The 17,021-nt window shown below is 39.1% G+C and carries 15 protein-coding genes, 1 tRNA gene and 1 pseudogene; 6 read left to right on the forward strand and 11 right to left on the reverse strand.

The window, feature by feature from the left end:
* Positions 1-44: 44 nt before the first annotated feature.
* Together CHU_RS14380 and CHU_RS14385 are read right to left on the reverse strand one after the other, a co-directional pair.
* Complete coding sequence (locus tag CHU_RS14380; protein WP_041932425.1) at positions 45-410, reverse strand: hypothetical protein; 366 nt, start codon at positions 408-410, stop codon at positions 45-47.
* On the reverse strand, positions 377-1,759 hold the full coding sequence (locus CHU_RS14385) for a hypothetical protein (protein ID WP_011586316.1): 1,383 nt from the start codon (positions 1,757-1,759) through the stop codon (positions 377-379). Before CHU_RS14385 ends, CHU_RS14380 begins: the two co-directional genes overlap by 34 nt.
* A gap of 138 nt (positions 1,760-1,897) precedes the next feature.
* Here CHU_RS14385 and CHU_RS14390 point away from each other — a divergent pair, with 138 nt between their 5' ends.
* Complete coding sequence (locus tag CHU_RS14390; RefSeq protein ID WP_041932426.1) at positions 1,898-2,440, forward strand: RNA polymerase sigma factor; 543 nt, start codon at positions 1,898-1,900, stop codon at positions 2,438-2,440.
* On the opposite strand, the gene CHU_RS18980 is transcribed toward CHU_RS14390, so the two are convergent.
* The 3 genes from CHU_RS18980 to CHU_RS14410 form a co-directional block, all read right to left on the reverse strand.
* On the reverse strand, positions 2,425-2,721 hold the full coding sequence (locus CHU_RS18980) for a hypothetical protein (RefSeq protein WP_049755578.1): 297 nt from the start codon (positions 2,719-2,721) through the stop codon (positions 2,425-2,427). The genes CHU_RS14390 and CHU_RS18980 overlap by 16 nt on opposite strands.
* Before the next feature lie 79 nt (positions 2,722-2,800).
* A complete protein-coding gene (locus CHU_RS14400) occupies positions 2,801-3,283 on the reverse strand; it encodes a hypothetical protein (protein ID WP_041932427.1) in 483 nt (160 codons plus the stop codon).
* 256 nt (positions 3,284-3,539) lie between these two features.
* A complete protein-coding gene (locus tag CHU_RS14410) occupies positions 3,540-3,764 on the reverse strand; it encodes a hypothetical protein (RefSeq protein ID WP_041932428.1) in 225 nt (74 codons plus the stop codon).
* 64 nt (positions 3,765-3,828) lie between these two features.
* Here CHU_RS14410 and CHU_RS19945 point away from each other — a divergent pair.
* A pseudogene (locus CHU_RS19945) lies at positions 3,829-4,653 on the forward strand (recombinase family protein); the annotation flags it as partial.
* 736 nt (positions 4,654-5,389) lie between these two features.
* Here CHU_RS19945 and CHU_RS14415 read toward each other — a convergent pair.
* Together CHU_RS14415 and CHU_RS14420 are read right to left on the reverse strand one after the other, a co-directional pair.
* A tRNA-Leu gene (locus CHU_RS14415) sits at positions 5,390-5,471 on the reverse strand.
* A gap of 197 nt (positions 5,472-5,668) precedes the next feature.
* A complete protein-coding gene (locus tag CHU_RS14420) occupies positions 5,669-6,454 on the reverse strand; it encodes an SAM hydrolase/SAM-dependent halogenase family protein (protein WP_011586321.1) in 786 nt (261 codons plus the stop codon).
* Positions 6,455-6,565: 111 nt separating this feature from the next.
* Between CHU_RS14420 and CHU_RS14425 the strand changes: the two genes are divergently transcribed.
* The 4 genes from CHU_RS14425 (at position 6,566) to CHU_RS14440 (ending at position 12,352) form a co-directional block, all read left to right on the forward strand.
* Positions 6,566-7,552, forward strand: coding sequence for a PhoH family protein (locus tag CHU_RS14425; protein WP_011586322.1), 987 nt, complete (start codon positions 6,566-6,568; stop codon positions 7,550-7,552).
* 164 nt (positions 7,553-7,716) lie between these two features.
* The gene (locus tag CHU_RS14430; protein WP_148206042.1) at positions 7,717-9,543 is read left to right on the forward strand and encodes a T9SS type A sorting domain-containing protein; all 1,827 of its coding nucleotides are present in this window, start codon (positions 7,717-7,719) and stop codon (positions 9,541-9,543) included.
* Positions 9,544-9,617: 74 nt separating this feature from the next.
* On the forward strand, positions 9,618-11,528 hold the full coding sequence (locus CHU_RS14435; protein ID WP_143144002.1) for a ComEC/Rec2 family competence protein: 1,911 nt from the start codon (positions 9,618-9,620) through the stop codon (positions 11,526-11,528).
* A gap of 47 nt (positions 11,529-11,575) precedes the next feature.
* Complete coding sequence (locus CHU_RS14440) at positions 11,576-12,352, forward strand: enoyl-CoA hydratase/isomerase family protein (protein ID WP_011586325.1); 777 nt, start codon at positions 11,576-11,578, stop codon at positions 12,350-12,352.
* A 24-nt stretch (positions 12,353-12,376) separates the two neighbouring features.
* On the opposite strand, the gene CHU_RS14445 is transcribed toward CHU_RS14440, so the two are convergent.
* The 4 genes from CHU_RS14445 to CHU_RS14460 are packed head-to-tail and all read right to left on the reverse strand — an operon-like array spanning position 12,377 to position 17,020.
* Entirely contained in the window at positions 12,377-13,942 is a 1,566-nt protein-coding gene (locus tag CHU_RS14445; protein WP_011586326.1) for a hypothetical protein, read from the reverse strand.
* A gap of 36 nt (positions 13,943-13,978) precedes the next feature.
* A complete protein-coding gene (bioA, locus tag CHU_RS14450; protein WP_011586327.1) occupies positions 13,979-15,286 on the reverse strand; it encodes an adenosylmethionine--8-amino-7-oxononanoate transaminase in 1,308 nt (435 codons plus the stop codon).
* On the reverse strand, positions 15,279-15,899 hold the full coding sequence (gene bioD / locus CHU_RS14455) for a dethiobiotin synthase (RefSeq protein WP_011586328.1): 621 nt from the start codon (positions 15,897-15,899) through the stop codon (positions 15,279-15,281). Before bioD ends, bioA begins: the two co-directional genes overlap by 8 nt.
* Positions 15,896-17,020 carry an aminotransferase class I/II-fold pyridoxal phosphate-dependent enzyme gene (locus tag CHU_RS14460; RefSeq protein ID WP_011586329.1) on the reverse strand — a complete coding sequence of 375 codons (1,125 nt, stop codon included), beginning with the start codon at positions 17,018-17,020 and terminating at the stop codon, positions 15,896-15,898. The genes bioD and CHU_RS14460 overlap by 4 nt, the downstream gene beginning before the upstream one ends.
* Position 17,021: the final 1 nt, after the last annotated feature.

Raw genomic sequence — 17,021 nt, forward strand, 5'->3', positions numbered from 1 at the left:
ATGTTTTCAACCTTATAAATTCAATGCTATATTAAATTATTTAGTTAAACCCACACACTTAAATAAGTTTTATAATTTTCATAGCTCCTATCAATAAACATTTTATTAACTCCAAGTATTACTAAATAAGTATGAAGCAATTCCATATCAATAGGCCTTGAAAGTGAGATTGTAATAAGATGATTTTTACATGCCATATCATTCTTATCTAATATTTCAAAATTTAAATCATTAAGAAATTCTAAGGAAAGTTTTACCGTTGTATAACCATTGATAATTTTATGATGATTCTTTATTGAAAGCCATATTTCATATGCTTTCCATTCTTCAGAACATGTAAATTCTTGAATATTCACGCTACCTACTTTTGTGCTGCCTATTGATTTATGATTAACAAAATCTGCTTCCAAACCTCTTTCTCATTGGGATATCCAAGCTTATATTCTTTGTAGTATTTTTTAAAAACACTAGAATATTTTTCTTTGCCAGAAGAAAAATCTACAATATCATTCTTATGGATGTTTATTTCTTTTAATGCTAACTCAGTATTCCCCAATTTCCAGTTTAATAAAGAATGCTGAATAGAAAATATTAATGAATATGAATTATGCAATAACCGATTACATCTATTTATTACGTCTAGTTTAGACAAAGCTAATTTTAAAGACTCATCTGTATTCTTACTAATTAAAGATTCTATTTGGCTTTTATAAACACTGGCATTTTTTTCAATTTTACTTTCCAGCCATTCATCTAAACTGGGCGTAGTTATGTTAGGATATCTTTGAAAGAAAGCATTTAATATTCCAATATCCTCTCCTTCACGCTCATATTTACTTTTGATTTCATCGTAGTAATTCCAAATAATATCCGTTCTTTTTTTTACATCATCTTTTCTATATCCATTCGGAAATTCTTTATAATAGTCTTTAAAGAACGTAACTGTTTTACTTGTATCAGGCATCGAATCCCATTTCTGAAGCAAAGGATTTAAATATTCATCTTCTTCACTTTTAGCAAGAATCAACTTTTGTTTTTCACTTTCCAGTTTGTTTATGCGAATTGTTGCTTCACTATCAAAATCGCTATTTGGGTACTTCGCTCTAAAGTTTTTATAATTTTCTATTGAGTAACAATTATTAAATTCTGTTTCAATTGTTTTATTTAAATTCTCTTGTTTGTCGTTTTCTATTAAATCAATCCCTTTATCATCATAGGCATTAATTGCCTCGCCATTTCTATAAATAGTTTTAAATCCTTTTCTAGTAGATGCTTCAGCATATGTTCTTACTGTGCCATCCCCTAACATAACACCCATTGTATTTTTCCATTCACCTTCTCTTACGTTATTTACATAAGTCCCTTCTTGGTAAATATTAGTACCGTGAAGAAAGTCTTGCTGAATAAATTCTTTCCATATCCCTGTTTTTTTATCATTTAAAAAATTTCCCTGATATGATATAATAGAACTCTCTTCACGATAATTACAACATGTATACCCAATCCATTCTCCTTGCTTCTTCCCGTGGCTATAATTTCCAACTTCTTTTACAAAGTATACATCCTTAATTTGATTAGATGCAATATCGTATCTAATATATTTCCCATGCTTAAAACCATTTTCATCTTCATTCCATCTTTCTTTAACCGATGTATTTATACCATCACTATTCTGATACCAAGTTTGAGCAGGTGGAGTTTGTGCAAATAATAATACACAGTAGTGAAATAATAGAAATGATAAATAGATTTTTTTCATATAGTTTTAATTAATGACGTAATGATTTAGGAATAGTACTATAATCGAGCTCTAAATAAATGAATTACAGTGCCACCTAATGGCATTAAAAAAACATATTTTATAAAACATAATTCGCACCATTTCGTTGGACCGACCATGAGATTAGAAAAAACCGAAACCGAATTACTTGAAATGTATTGCAAGGGTTGCAATGACAGCTTAGCTATTATTTACAGCCAATATTGGGGGCTATTTAAAAGTGTATCAAAAAAATATTTGTGCAATGATGATTGTGAAGACCTTATTCATTCTGTTATTGAAAAACTATTGCTCATGCCTATAGAAAAGAGAATATTACAATTCTCTAATATAAGGTCTATCAAAAGCTTTTTTTATGTTATGATAAAGAATGCTTCACTTGATTATCTAAGAAAGCGGCGACTTAATTGTGTGAATATTGAATATGCAGCACATTCACATGAAGAGCAGAATAGTGATTCTTATTTAGTGTTGGAATATAAAAATGTAGGATTGTCAGTAACTGAGATGAAAATTTTCGAGGAGTATATCAATGGTCTCAAACCCAAAGCAATTGCCTCTCAACACCAAAAGGCTGTTTCCACTATAAAAAACATATTAAATAATTCTAAACGCAAGATTCTTCGGTACTATAAAGAGAATGCTTATTTGTTAGAGTAATTAGCTTGTCCATTGGTACTAAGTTTAGCTTCTTCTAAAGCTTTCTCAGGAATCCATTTTATAAAAGTCATATCCCCATTGTCTATATAAAAATATGTCTTACGAAATTTTGAATATTCGATTGGTGCTTGAACATCGTTTTTTAAATACGCCAAAATTCTAAACCAACTTCTACGAGAAATTGATAATTTTTTACATAGTTCATCTGGTGAACCTGTGGCACGTTTTTTAATCAAATAATGGATTCTTTCTATCCTTTTTAAATTTTCGTTTATATCCACAATATAATGACGGCACTATCCTAACAAAGTTCTATGCAATATCGAATATGAGTGTATCATTGGAAGACACTTTAGTGCCTTATTGTGGCATTATAGTTTGAGTTAAGAAGCTATATAAACGAGACTTCTTTTTTTTCAGAGTATCGAAATAAAATTCAATGTGTTGTTGGTCTTCTTCAAAATCGTTAATGATAACTATATTATGAATAAGAATTGTTTCTTTATTCTTTGGATAAGAATCTAAAATATGCTTTCGAATTCGATTGTTATATCGGTATGAAATATCAAATAATGCTAAACAATACTTTAATAACATTTCAAAACCTTCCTTAGATGGTGTATGTTGCGCTATAGATAAGAGAATATTTGCATTAGGTTGAATAAATTCTTTATTATCGCCGATTAATACATTTTCTTTTAAAATATCACCAAATTTATTTTTGAATAGTTGGTATTCAAGTGATTCTTTATAATCCTCAATTGTTTTAACATTATACAAAAACGTCACCATGTGGTCATCATATCTAAACGTCACTTCAATTATTTTTCCTGTATCTTTCATAATTTTTTATAGTATATATCTTATTCTACTTTTCTACTTAAATTCAACTTTTGAGAGTTGATATATACTAGATGACACAGGACACAAAATTCAAATCAATCAAAATGGATAAAAGTGATTATTTCAAACTAATAAGTTTACAACATTACTTTCTTCATAAACGCCAAATTGTTGTTAATAAGAAGAATTTGTTGGGCTGGGTATTAAGAAAAGCTTACCAAGATTTATTAAAGTATGAAGAGGCAAATAAAATAGTTTAAATTCTACGCTTTTCACTTGGAATAGAATCTTCTATACATATCTTTAATTCTTCAAATAATTTTATTGCTTTTAATATATCTGGTTGTAAAATGAATAAATGCTCCAAATGTATCAGAGCATATTCAATTCTTTCTAAAACTTCAATGCAATCATTTGGATAAGGAAATCTGTTATTCAAAAATTCCTCCAATTTATCAAAATCATATTTTTGTGTTTCCATAGTTTTAATCATAAGACGATAATCAAACTAATTCGTCCTATGATTAAATATTAATAATCATTTTATGAATAAAAGCGATGCATTCTTCAAAAAATTTGTCCCTAAAGACGCAATATCAAAAATAGATAATCATGAAAATAACGTTGTTATCTATACTCGTGTTTCTTCAAAAGAACAACTTTCAAATGATTCGTTAGAAAATCAATATAAAACCTGCACCAACTTTTCCGTCAAACATGGGTTTCGAATCGTAGAATATTTTGGTGGTATATACGAGAGTGCCAAATCTGATGAAGACAGAAAAGAATTTCAGCGAATGATAAACTTTGTCTGTACACCTAAAAATAGAATTTCAGGAATAGTTGTATATAGTCATGACCGTTTTTCACGAACAGGTTTAGACGGAGCATTTGAGGTACTTGGAAAATTAAAGCGTCATAGAGTAAAAGTATTTTCAGCAATGTATAACATTGACCCTGATAGTATGGAGGGTAAGGTGATGCTGACGATGTCACTACTCCAAGCTAGCGTTGAAAATGAAAGTAAATCTAAGTTGACCATACAGCGTGTAAAAGCAAAATTAGAAGCAGGTTATTGGAGCCATAGTTTACCGAAGGGATACAGCAGAGACGAAAAAAAACGAATTTATATTAACAAAGATGGGTATTTAATTCAGGAAGCATTTGACTTAATGTTAAAACAACACACTTTATCTGAGGTACAAAAGATTATTGCGTTGAAAGGGTATAATATCAATATAAAACGATGGTTTGAAATCTGCTCAAACCCATTTTATTGTGGTATTATGCTTAGTCGCTCAAATAATTATAGTCCCATAGAAGGAAATCATCCAAAAATTATATCTATTGCTCAATTCAAAAAGCTTAATAATAGTCGTTCTAATGCTCGACTAACAAGAACAAAAGACACTGCAATCAATGAACACATGCCATTGAAAGGTTACTTGCGTTGTGACTGTGGTTTTAAATTCACAGGGTATTTAAACAAGAAGAAAAACCGACATTATTATATATGCAATAATTTTGAATGCAGAAAAAGCTTATCTGCAATATTGATTACTACTTCGTTTTTAGAGCAACTAAAAAATCAGCTACCAATTGAACTTTCTAATGAGAAATTGAGTTATCAGCTTTGTTCTTTCTTAAAGGAATTGGAAACAATCCATAAGCAATTGATTTTTGAACAAAAAAATGAATTAAAGAAGGCTAAAGATAAGTTATATAAACTTGCGGATGCCTTAATGGAAGGTGAACTTGATAAAAAATTATTTCAAGAACACTATGTAGAGATAGAAGCGAAAGTAGCAGAAGAAGAGCAAAAGTTGTTTGATTTGGACGTACATATATCGAACCCTCAAACTGTGGCAAAAAACATAATCAAATTTTTTCGTAATACTTTGATTATGTGGGAGAAGGGAGACTTGCATATTAAGAGACAAATACAAAAAATTTACTACCCTGAAGGGATTATTTACAGTAAAGACAAAAAGCAATATCTAACTTTTAAGAAGAATTCTTTATTACATTTAATTAATGTATTGTCAAGCAGTTACACAAAAAAAAGAGCGGACTTTTCAGAAGTAATTCTGAATAAGTCCGCTCAAGTACCTAGAGTCGGAATCGAACCGACACACCTCACGGTACACGATTTTGAGTCGTGCGCGTCTACCAGTTCCGCCATCCAGGCATTCATTCCTATTCCGTATGAAGTAGGGGTTGCAAAAGTAGGGATTTTGGGTGAAAAAACAAATAAGTTCTATGTTTTAGGTAATAAGTTTTAAGCGCTGGGGGCGTTAATTTGTAGCTGACAGGTTTTAAGTAGCTAATAATAAGGGTAAATACGTAAAAGCGCATCCTTATTACTTATTACTTATTACTTATTACTTAAAACACAGTACTTTCACTGAACTTAATCTGCACCTGGCTGTCATACTGCAAACCCAGCAGTTCCGCGGCGTTGCCGTGGCAGATGGCTACTTCGAGGTTGCCGCTGCTGTTGAACACCGCTACGCACTCCCCGCTTTCCACCGAGTTATAGGAAGTTGAGATAACCTCTACCTGCTCGCGGGAAAACAGCACCGAATACGGCCGGCCTTCGTGCACCCGGTCAAACATTTCGCGGGTAATATTGGTAATGAGGTTGCCGTAATTATCTACATGCACCACACGCCCCCAGATCTGGCTTTTGGTTACTTTCACCTGCGGCAGCATCATACTGGCCAACGCCTTGAGCTCTATACCCATGTTGTAGATGGAACCGCCGCTCGCTAAGGCTACAGCCGTGGTTGCCAGTGTGCTGCGTTCCGGAAAAATGGCCGAATATTTATCGTCTTTCCGCAATTCAATAATAGTAGACGGCTGCTTATCGCTCAGCAGGGAGAAAAAACCGTTGTCGATGCCCACAAAATAATGTTCTTCAAGCTTTATGGCCACAAGTTTTTCTTTGCCCGAAGCCGGGGTGTTTACGCACACCAGGTGCACGCTGCCCTTGGGAAAATCGCGGAAGATGTTGCGCATCACATAGGCCGCATGCGGAATATTAAAGTGCTCGATCTCGTGCGTGATATCAACGATCTGCATGGTATGGTTGACCGATAAAATTTTTGCCTTGATCGATGCCACATAGGGATCGCGCCAGCCAAAATCGGACATAAAAGTAATAATAGCCATGAACCAGACTTGTCTTTTTAGTATATTTGTTAAGAAGCGTTTTTACGGTTTCCTGATTAGTAAAAATAAGCTTTTTTATCGTGATTGTTATAACAATTAATACTGATTGCATTGGTCGTAGAAAAAATTATCAGCCTGGAAGATTTGCCCGTAGCCGAGTTTATGGGTGTACACAATAAAAACATCAACGAAGTAATTACGGCATTCCCGAAATCGAAGATCATCAGCCGCGGCAACGAGATCAAGATCATCGGCAGCATGCTTGAAGTGCAGCGCATCTCCGATGTGATTGATACGCTGCAGATTTATTTTCACCGCTATGGCTACCTGGATGAAAAATACATCCGCTCGGTATTAAGTCCGGCTGAAATTGCAACGCAGGAAGGCACGGTGCCGGAAGAAGGTGCTGAATCGGGGAACCTCGATGAAGATGTGATCCTGCACGGCAACAAAGGCATCATCATCAAGGCGCGTACGCTGAACCAGCAGAAGATCGTAAAGGGTATCCGCGAGAATGACCTGATGTTTGTGATCGGCCCGGCCGGTACCGGTAAAACGTATATTTCTGTTGCCCTGGCGGTAAAAGCCTTAAAAAACAAAGAGGTTAAAAAAATCATTATTACCCGTCCGGCGGTTGAAGCAGGCGAAAGCCTGGGTTTTTTACCCGGCGACCTGAAAGAAAAGATCGATCCGTACCTGCGCCCGATTTACGATGCCCTGGAAGACATGATTCCGGCAGAAAAATTAAAATATTATTACGAGAACAACGTTATTGAAATTGCTCCGTTAGCATATATGCGCGGACGGACGTTGCATGCTGCATTCATTTTACTGGATGAGGCACAGAATACCACGGCCATGCAGATCAAAATGTTTCTGACGCGTATGGGCAATAACTGTAAAATGGTTGTTACCGGCGACCGCTCTCAGATTGATTTGCCGCGCAATCAGAAATCGGGCCTGGTGGAAGCCACAACGATTTTAAAAAACATTCCCGGTATCGCGCAGATTGAACTGGATAAAAAAGATGTGATGCGCCATAAACTGGTGGAACGCATTCTGGAAGCATACGAAAAAGAACAGGAAAAAAACCCGTAGGGGCGACCTTTACGGTCGCCCATGCTGGAATCGGTCATTGTAGAGGCGACCTTTACGGTCGCCCCTATTGAATAAAACCGGGTACCCGTAAAGGGTACCCCAACATAAACATAACGATATTGAAATACATCATCCTTTTTTTAACCGCCTTTTTTATCACGTGTATGTCCCTTTACGCACAGGACATACAGCATTGCGGCAACGAAGCATACATGCAGCAGCTTTCTGTAAAAGACCCGGCATTATATAAAAACATCATGCAGTTTCAGCAGCAGCTCCATGCGCACACACAAGCCATGCGTACAGCCGCTCTTCCGGATAACATCATACGGATTCCTGTGGTGGTGCATGTGATCCACAACAATGCTGCCGGAATAATTGGCGGTACAAACAATACCAACATCAGCGATGCCCAGGTGATTTCCCAGATTGTTGTGCTGAACAAAGATTATCAGCACAAGAACGCTGACTCTGTAAATACACGCGCAGCGTTTAAACCGGTTGCCGCAAACTGTAAGTTTGAGTTCTGCCTGGCAGAAGTTGACCCGAATGGAAATAGCACAACAGGTATTACAAGAACCTATACATCGAAAGCAAATTTTACCATTGCAGAAGAAACACAACTGAAATCATTGGCATACTGGCCGAGCGATCAATACTTAAATATCTGGGTGTGCGATTTACGCGGCACACCCTCTACACAGCTGCTGCTGGGGTACTCTTCCCAGCCGGGCGGTCTTCCGGGCGGCGACTCAAACGACCCGCAGGCCAATACAGATGGTGTAGTGATCAACTATAAAGCATTTGGTACCGTTGGCACGCTTTTTACAAAATATAATTTAGGACGCACTGCTTCTCATGAGATCGGCCACTGGTTAGGCCTGCTGCATACCTGGGGAAATTTTGACAGCGGTTACTGCAATCAAACGGATTATTGTACCGACACCCCTGTATGCGCCAATGCATTTGCTGCCGCCTCTCCTGCCTGTTCCGATAACCCGCCTGTAAAATGTACCCCTGATATCGCGCGCATGATCGAAAACTACATGGATTATTCGGATGATGCCTGCATGAATTTATTTACCCAGGATCAGAAAACACGCATGCGTTCTTCCATCGAACTGAGTCCGCGGCGGAATGCATTGCTCAACTCGCTTGGCTGCTGCACCATTACAAACCTTGTTACCATGGGGTATCAGAAATCGTTTGAAGATGGCTCACTGCTTTCCGATGACTGGACTACAATCAACCCGAATGCAGCAAGTATCTATACAGCAGGTTTTGAACTAAACAATGCAGTGAGCGGCTACGGCAAAGGCAGCTATTGCACATCGGTTATAAATGACAGCGTATACAGTGCTTCTGATAACAACACACATAAATATGCATACAGCTTTGTGTCTCCGTATATGAATTTACAGGCGTCCAGCATCCCAAAGATGCGGTTCGACTGGGCATACAGCCCCAAGGTTGCCAACGGCACTACGGATAGTATTGTGGTGTATGTATCTTCGGGCTGCGTAGGCGATTGGAATGTATTGTACACCTTATATGGAAACAGCTTTACAAGCACACCAAATCCGCGGGGGATATTTACACCAACGGCCGATGAATGGATGACCAGCGAGATTGACATGAACGCGTATAAAAACAATGCTGCCATCCGGGTTAAGTTTGTTGCCTATTCAAAAGGCATCAACACGTTTTACCTGGACAACATCAACATTGTAAATGCTTCGCCGCAACTGCTGGCAAATGTGTATCCGGTTCCTACAAGCGGACTGGTAAATGTATCAACTACATTTGAAGGTAAGAAGACCGTACATTATGCGGTATACAACACACTTGGCCAGTTTGTTTTTGAAGCAACAGAAGAAGATGTATACAGCAACATAAAAGAACTAAATCTGTCTTTTTTAGCCGGCGGTGTTTATTTTATTAAAGTATCCGACGGAAAAGATACGGTGTTAAAACGCATCGTGAAACAATAGTATTTTTAATCTGACAGAGGCTGCTGAGTTTAGCGCAGTCTCTGTCAGATTTTTTTATTTTTAATTTTTAAGCTATGGGGGAAATTTCAAGGAAGCACATTCCAATGTTGAGGTATGCATTATGTTTATTGATCGGCATTGGCCTTACACAGTATATTCCGGCAGCATTAAGTTTGTATGCAGGTTGCATTGCAGGGGCCGGGCTGCTCTATATATGCATACAGTTTTTCAAACCTTCAAGACATTATAAAACATATCTGCAGGTCTGTATCGTCCTCGTTTGCATCTGTGCAGGCATGATCCGGCAGGCATGCTGGAAAAGCAGCACCAGCCCTGTGGTGAAGCAATTACGCATTACTTCTTTTCCTCAAAAAAATTCGTTTCAGATTCAGTTTGAAGCAAGCGTACTCAATACACCTGCCTTTCAGTTTTTTGATGCAGAAACGTTTTTAATTGTCTGTACAGATACAGGCGCTGCTATTGCTTACGGAGATGTATTTACAACGGCGGCACCTGCTTCGCTTATTGAAGAACGGCAGTTACCGTATGAATTCGATTATAAAGCGTATCTGTTCGGGAATGGCATCCGCCGTAAAATAGAATTGTGCGCCATTCATACCGAATCCGATCACACACGTGCCCGGCATCTCTATGCCTGGATCCGGCAGAGCCGCAAACAGTTTAAGAAAGCTACTTCACTTATCTTTACCACAGCTGAATCAAAAGGTCTTGCGGAAAGCCTCTTACTGGGATACCGCGAAGAGCTGGATAAAAATACCAAAGATGCGTTTTTAAAAAGCGGTGTTTCGCATTTACTCGCCGTGTCGGGCATGCATACGGCCCTGCTCTATCAGGCCGTCTTTGTATTTTTTATTCCGTTCGGTCAATCCCAAAAACACCGTTTTATATTTTTAGCAACCGCGCTTGTTATCCTTGCTTATTTCACGTTGCTCAGCGGCTGTTCCGCTTCTGTATTGCGTGCCTCCCTTATGTGCGGCATGTTTGCTATTGCCTATGCGTTTAGAAAACGCGGCAGCGGATTAAATACCTTGGGCACAAGCATGGTAATCATGCTTTGGTTCTCCCCGTACCAGGCCTGGAACATCGGCTTTCAGCTTTCTGTATTAGCGGTCATTGGTATCCTTACGCTGCATCAATATCTTTCCGCACACATCCAGCCTCAGAAAAAAGTATACAGGTATTTAGTTGAATCGGTATCCATTACGATCTGCGCACAGATTACTACACTCCCGGTAATCTTATATCACTTTCAATCGTTTCCGCTATATTTTATTCCCGCAAACATGCTTTTAATTCCTATTTCAACCGTTGCACTTTTCGCTAGTATGTTCAGCATTTTTCTGGTGGGTCTGGGCATTCATGCCAACTGGATCTTCCGCAGTACGCAATGGCTCATTGAACTTTTCCAACAGGTTGCTGCATCTATTTCCATGCTGCCAAACAGTTCTGTTGCACCGATATCCTTTTCGTTTTGGGAAGCGATGATCGTGCTTGTTGTTGTCGGATATTATTTAGTGTATCCGTTTAAAGGAAATAAAAAAATCATGCTGCTGTTTACGTCCTTGTGTCTTTTCTGGTCTGGCTTCCGCATATATCAGGAATACAGACAGGAACAGACAACCCGGAAATTATTTATCAGCAATGGCAAACGTTCTCTTTATCTCATACAAAACGGATTAATGGCGCAGGCCTATACACAGGTACCTGTGAAGCCCGCTGATAAAGCACACCTGCAGGCATACTTTCATATTACGGAATTGTCAGAAGTGTCACTGAACGAAAAAGCAATGGGATTAACAGACCGTAATACAGCCTGTACACTTGGGTGGGTGTACCGGAAAAACTGCAGTACATTCCCGCAATCTCCACACATTCTTTTTTCGTATAAGGAATCAGACAGCATACGTTATCAAGCTAAAAACTACCATTCATTAAAAGTGAAAAGGCTGGTGCCCATTTATTGATCTCGTTAATTCTATGTATATTTAATCGACACGTTTAGGATACTCATATGGAATTTGTACAAACAAACATCAGCGATCGCATTGGTTATGTTATTTTAAACCGCCCGGAAAAAAGGAATGCGTTGAATTATCAATTTGTATCTGAGTTAAAAGAAAGCTTCCTCGCCTTTTCAAAAAATGATGCCGTAAAAGTTATTGTACTGAAAGCCGAAGGGGTAACGTTTTGTGCCGGCGCTGATCTGGAATACCTGCAGCAGCTTCAAAACAATACGTTTGAAGAAAATTTAGCAGACTCTACACATTTGATGGAACTGTACAAACTTATTTACACACTTAATAAAGTTGTTATTGCGCAGGTGAACGGCCACGCGCTGGCGGGAGGCTGCGGGCTGGTAAGTGTCTGTGATTTTGCGTTCAGTATTCCCGAAGCAAACTTTGGCTACACCGAATCACGGATCGGTTTTATACCGGCGATTGTCATGAATTTTCTTATTCAGAAAATCGGTGAAGCAAATGCCCGTATGATGCTGTTAAGCGGCAATGTGATCAAAGCACAGGATGCCTTGAATTATGGCATTATCAGTACCATTGTTGATGCCGAAGAAGATCTGGAAGAAACGGTTACAGGTTTTGCGCAGCATCTGATACTGAACAATTCAGGCACGTCTATGGAGCTAACGAAACGCATGCTTGCAGCTATTCAAAACATGACCTTAGACCAGGCATTGATCTATGCCGCTGAAATGAACGCTGCGGCACGCAGTTCAGACGATTGTAAAAAAGGAATCGCGGCGTTTTTAAATAAAGAAAATTTAAAATGGTAAATACCTGTAAGTAATCCCGCCGGATTACTTACTTGATAAATCATATAAATTGGCGTAGGTCTTTTTACCTAACAGACCTTTTTTACCAACCAGGAATAATTTATTTTCCCACCACAAGGAATAATTACGCAGCAGCGTAAGTCCTTCAATGTTTTCAAGTGAAATCTCTTTTACTTTATTCCCGCTCAATTCATCCCACTCTACATACTTCAGCTGATTGTACACACCGGTAGCATTATCGCTGCTGGCATACAACATGCGTACTTTACCTTCATCACTTACATGCATGGTATACGAAGAAGACGTAATGCCACCGCTGATATCATTCACCTGGTTTTTAGCAAAATAATTCTCCCACAGTAATTCATCTTTTTTATTGAATGCATACAGCACCACAGATTCCGCATGTACTTTCCCTAATTTCTCCTGCCAGTTTTTGATATCGTTTACACTTCCAGATTCATACACATAGCCGATACTCTCAATGTCTTTTTTCTCCAGCACCAGAATAATTTTTTCGTATTCGTTCAGATAAAAATTTGTGATCTGGTAATTCATCCAGTTTTCTTCGCCGGAAAATGTTTTTGATGCACTGCGTATCGCTGCAGATGTCTGCTTAATACCGTCAGACAGGTCATAGAAATTCAGTTTCTCAACAATACGTTCGTTGAAATTGAATTTCGAATACATAATGCCGCTGAATTTTTTATTTGTAACCGTTATGTTTGCAACATAGATTTCATCATCATTCAAAAAACACAACCGTAAACCTTCTCTTTTTGAAATAGAACCCTGCACATCCAGAAACACAATATCTCTTGTTGCCAGATCAAAACGCACCAGCACAATGCGGCCCATTTTATCGCAATTTAAAATATGCAGTTCCTGCCGGTTGTTTACAAAGATGCCGTAGTTCACAAAATTATTATCAATACTCACGTTCCCGGTCTGCAATACGTTTAAAGCTGCGTCTAAAATCACAGTCTCTGCTACAAGCGTCTTCTGGCTGTAATCGTAGGTATATACCAGAATGATTTTTTTATCGGGAGAAAACTCAAGGGAATACTGATATTCAAGCGGGGTGTTAAAATTATACGGCAGGGCACTGGAAACAGCCTGTTCAAAACTTTCTTTGGAAGCGCCTTTTGCCATGGCAACCAGCCAGGGATTCACTTTTTGTTCGTGAATAATTTTATCCCCTAACAACGCGCCTGTTGAAAGATTAAAACGATATACTTTTAAGGCTTTCTTTTTATTCAGCATATCGTGAATTTCTGAAAAGAGATACAATTCATTATTCAGTACATGCAGTTCCTTATAATCCTCTTCAACCCCAACCGACAACGGAATGCTGAACGCTATGGTTAAATCCATGTTATACTTTTCCAGCACATAGGTGGACGTACCCAATTGCGCGCCCTTCGTTTTATTCAAACTGATAAACGCATCCTTACCCAGTGCTGCACAACTGATCTGCTGCAATGTTTCTAACGAAGAACTTGCAATGGTAAACGCATTCGATACGGTTAAAACCTGGGCATTCGCAACAAAATAACAGGTTGAAAAAAAAAGAATTAATAAACGTTTCATTCAATAGATAAGTTTCCGGTAGCTGTTAGGTACGTATTAATTCATACCCGGGTTTTTTAAATAGTCATCTAATTTCCCCAACATTTCCACAATGGCGCTGTAAATTTTTTCTAACTCCTGATCTGTAATAATATAAGGTGGAAACACGTAAATAATATTACCCAACGGTCGCAGCAAAATACCTTTTTTTATAAAGAAATCGTACAAAAAATGCCTGATATCGTGTTCATAATTTGCCTGTTGTCCGGTTTTAATCTCAACGGAAAGGATCGTACCCAACGATTCTATACGTTTGATATGCCTATGATTAACATGTGTTAATACAAAAGCCTGATGTGCGGCACCGATACGTTTAATATTGTTCTGGCAGGTTTCTGATTCAAACAATTTCAGGCTTGCCAATGCCAGCTGGCAGATGGTTGGATTTGCCGTATACGAATGTCCGTGAAAAAAGGCACGGCGCAATTCACCCGATAAAAAAGGTGCTTCCACTTCTCTGCTGCACGTGGTAACCCCCAGCGGCAACAACCCTCCGGTGATTGCTTTTGAAAAGCACATAATGTCGGGTGTTGTTGTGCAATACTGCGATGCAAATGCGTTGCCTGTTCTGCCAAAGCCGGTCATTACTTCGTCTGCAATACACAACACATCGTTCTGCTTACATACCGTAATCATTTTATCAAGCATTTCAGCTGTGTAGGTACGCATGCCGCCTGTACCTTGTATCAGCGGTTCGTAGATGAATGCCGCTACTGCGTTTTCCCGTATGTGCTTTTCCATCGACTCTAATACAAACGCATCATTTGTCCCATCCGGAAAGGGAATAAATTTCACCGGATTCAGTAAGGATTCAAATGCTTCGGTAAACAAGCCACGTGCACTAACGGACATGGCGCCAAAGGTATCGCCATGAAACGCGCCTTCCAGCGCAAGGAATGTTGTTTTCTGCCGGCCTTTGCTTTTCCAGTACTGAACGGCAAGCTTCATGGCTACTTCCACCGCTGTACTGCCATTCTCTGAATAGATTACACGCTGCTGGTTGCAGCCCAGTACACGTAAAAAGGTTGTAGCAAAATCAACTGCAGGCTTATGCGTAAAACCTGCAAACAAGGTATGATCCAGCTGCAGGATCTGATTTTTTATTGTTTCTGCAAGTACTTCATTTGCATGTCCGTGAATATTCACCCACCACGAAGAAATCGCATCGATCAGTGAGGTGCCGTCTGCCAGATGCAGGTACATGCCTTTAGCAGAAACAACTTCTGCATACGGACGGGTATTCAATAAGGGCGTATAGGGATGCCATAGATGCGCCGCATCTGTTTGTATAAGATCGTTATTCATACCAGTTATCAAATAATTTTACTGCGTAGGCAGTAACTACTTCCTTAGTTATTTTTTCTTCGGGCGATACATGCAGCAGTACCTTGTACCCGGTATGTTTTAAAATGATACGTTCTGATTCTTCATTGCGCGGCCCGTTAAATACAATGCCTTTCACGCGGATGTTTCTGCGTTTTAATTCCTGCGCCGTTAATAAGGTATGATTAATGCTTCCCAGATACAGATTGGAAACCAGAATCACTTCGGCATCAAACTGTGTGATCAGATCCGCTACTACATCGGTATCGTTCAAGGGAACCAATACACCGCCTGCTCCTTCTATGATGAGATCATTCCCATTTGTATCGGGCAGCTGAATAGCTGCGAGTACAATTTCAACACCCTCGTTCCTGGCCGCAGCATGCGGCGAAACGGCTTGCTTTAATGCATATGCTTCCGGATGAATAATGGAATGCCCGCTGTGCAGCAGCGTTCGTATGGTATTGCTATCCGTTTCTTCAAGGCCTGCCTGTACGGGTTTCCAGTAATCGGCCTGCAAGGCATTGGTTAGTATGGCGCTCACAAGGGTCTTGCCCGAATCGGTTGATATGGCTGTAATAAAATATTTTTTCATAACTGACTGTTGATGCAGCTTACTAACGCTGCAATTTCCTGTTGGGTATTAAATGCATGCACGCAGATACGCAGACGTTCTTCTCCTTTTTTAACAGTAGGCGAAAGTATAGGCCGTACATCAAATCCTTTTTCCTGAATGGTTGCTGCCAGATTTTTAACAACATCATTGCCGCCGATGTTTAATACCTGTATCGGGCTGCTGCTGGGTATGTAGCAGCTGTGGGTACGCAATGCCGAGGCCAGGTGATTAATATTTTTATTGAGTGCCGGGATAACATCCGCGGTTTGTTCCAGCATTTCAAATGCACACTGAACCGAAATAAATGCATGCGGAGCAAAAGCGGTTGTATATATGAAGGCGCGGGAAAAATTTACCAGGTAATCGATCAGCATGGCCGAACCTGCTACACAGGCGCCATGTATACCCATAGCTTTCCCGAATGTATGAATGCGTATATCTACTTCATGCTGTAAATTTTCTTCGTACACAAGTCCGCGGCCCTGCAAACCAAAGGTACCGGTTGAGTGTGCTTCATCTACAATGAAACAGGCACCGTATTGTTTAGCAAGCGCTGCAATTTCCTTTAACGGAGCTTTATCGCCATCCATGGAATAAATGGATTCAACAACAATAAACAGATCTCCTTTTGCTTTTTTAATCTTGCGTTGCAGATCTTCCAGATCGTTGTGCTTAAAAGAAAGCCGATCGGCAAAAGATAAGCGTGCACCGTCTTTTAAACTTGCATGAATCAATTCATCATACAAAATGGTATCTCCTTTTTGAGGAATAGCGGAAAGTACACCTACGTTTGCATTATACCCGGCATTAAAAAGCAAGGTCTTTTCTACCTGAAAAAAAACCGCGAGTTGTTTCTCAACCTGCTCTGCTAACGCGGAATTGCCGGATAATAAACGTGACCCCGTTGATCCGTTGCAAACAGATAACTGATATGTTTCTTCTTTTTGCTGAATAGCTGTGTGCAGCGCTTTGCTTCGTGCGAAGCCAAGGTAATCATTCGAAAAGAAATCAATCAGTCCTTCACGTACCGTTAATCTGCGCAAGGCATTTTCTGCCATGCGTGCCTGAAGTTTTTGTGCAATTTTATCTTTATAAGACATC

The organism is Cytophaga hutchinsonii ATCC 33406 (genome assembly GCF_000014145.1).
Lineage (GTDB): Bacteria > Bacteroidota > Bacteroidia > Cytophagales > Cytophagaceae > Cytophaga > Cytophaga hutchinsonii.

Coding starts and splice junctions, on each gene's coding strand:
- CHU_RS14385 (WP_011586316.1), bottom strand. CDS start 1,759: ATGAAAAAAATCTATTTATCATTTCTATTATTTCACTACTGTGTATTA.
- CHU_RS14390 (WP_041932426.1), top strand. CDS start 1,898: ATGAGATTAGAAAAAACCGAAACCGAATTACTTGAAATGTATTGCAAG.
- CHU_RS14400 (WP_041932427.1), bottom strand. CDS start 3,283: ATGAAAGATACAGGAAAAATAATTGAAGTGACGTTTAGATATGATGAC.
- CHU_RS14410 (WP_041932428.1), bottom strand. CDS start 3,764: ATGGAAACACAAAAATATGATTTTGATAAATTGGAGGAATTTTTGAAT.
- CHU_RS14420 (WP_011586321.1), bottom strand. CDS start 6,454: ATGGCTATTATTACTTTTATGTCCGATTTTGGCTGGCGCGATCCCTAT.
- CHU_RS14430 (WP_148206042.1), top strand. CDS start 7,717: ATGTCCCTTTACGCACAGGACATACAGCATTGCGGCAACGAAGCATAC.
- CHU_RS14435 (WP_143144002.1), top strand. CDS start 9,618: ATGGGGGAAATTTCAAGGAAGCACATTCCAATGTTGAGGTATGCATTA.
- CHU_RS14440 (WP_011586325.1), top strand. CDS start 11,576: ATGGAATTTGTACAAACAAACATCAGCGATCGCATTGGTTATGTTATT.
- CHU_RS14445 (WP_011586326.1), bottom strand. CDS start 13,942: ATGAAACGTTTATTAATTCTTTTTTTTTCAACCTGTTATTTTGTTGCG.
- bioA (WP_011586327.1), bottom strand. CDS start 15,286: ATGAATAACGATCTTATACAAACAGATGCGGCGCATCTATGGCATCCC.
- bioD (WP_011586328.1), bottom strand. CDS start 15,899: ATGAAAAAATATTTTATTACAGCCATATCAACCGATTCGGGCAAGACC.
- CHU_RS14460 (WP_011586329.1), bottom strand. CDS start 17,020: ATGTCTTATAAAGATAAAATTGCACAAAAACTTCAGGCACGCATGGCA.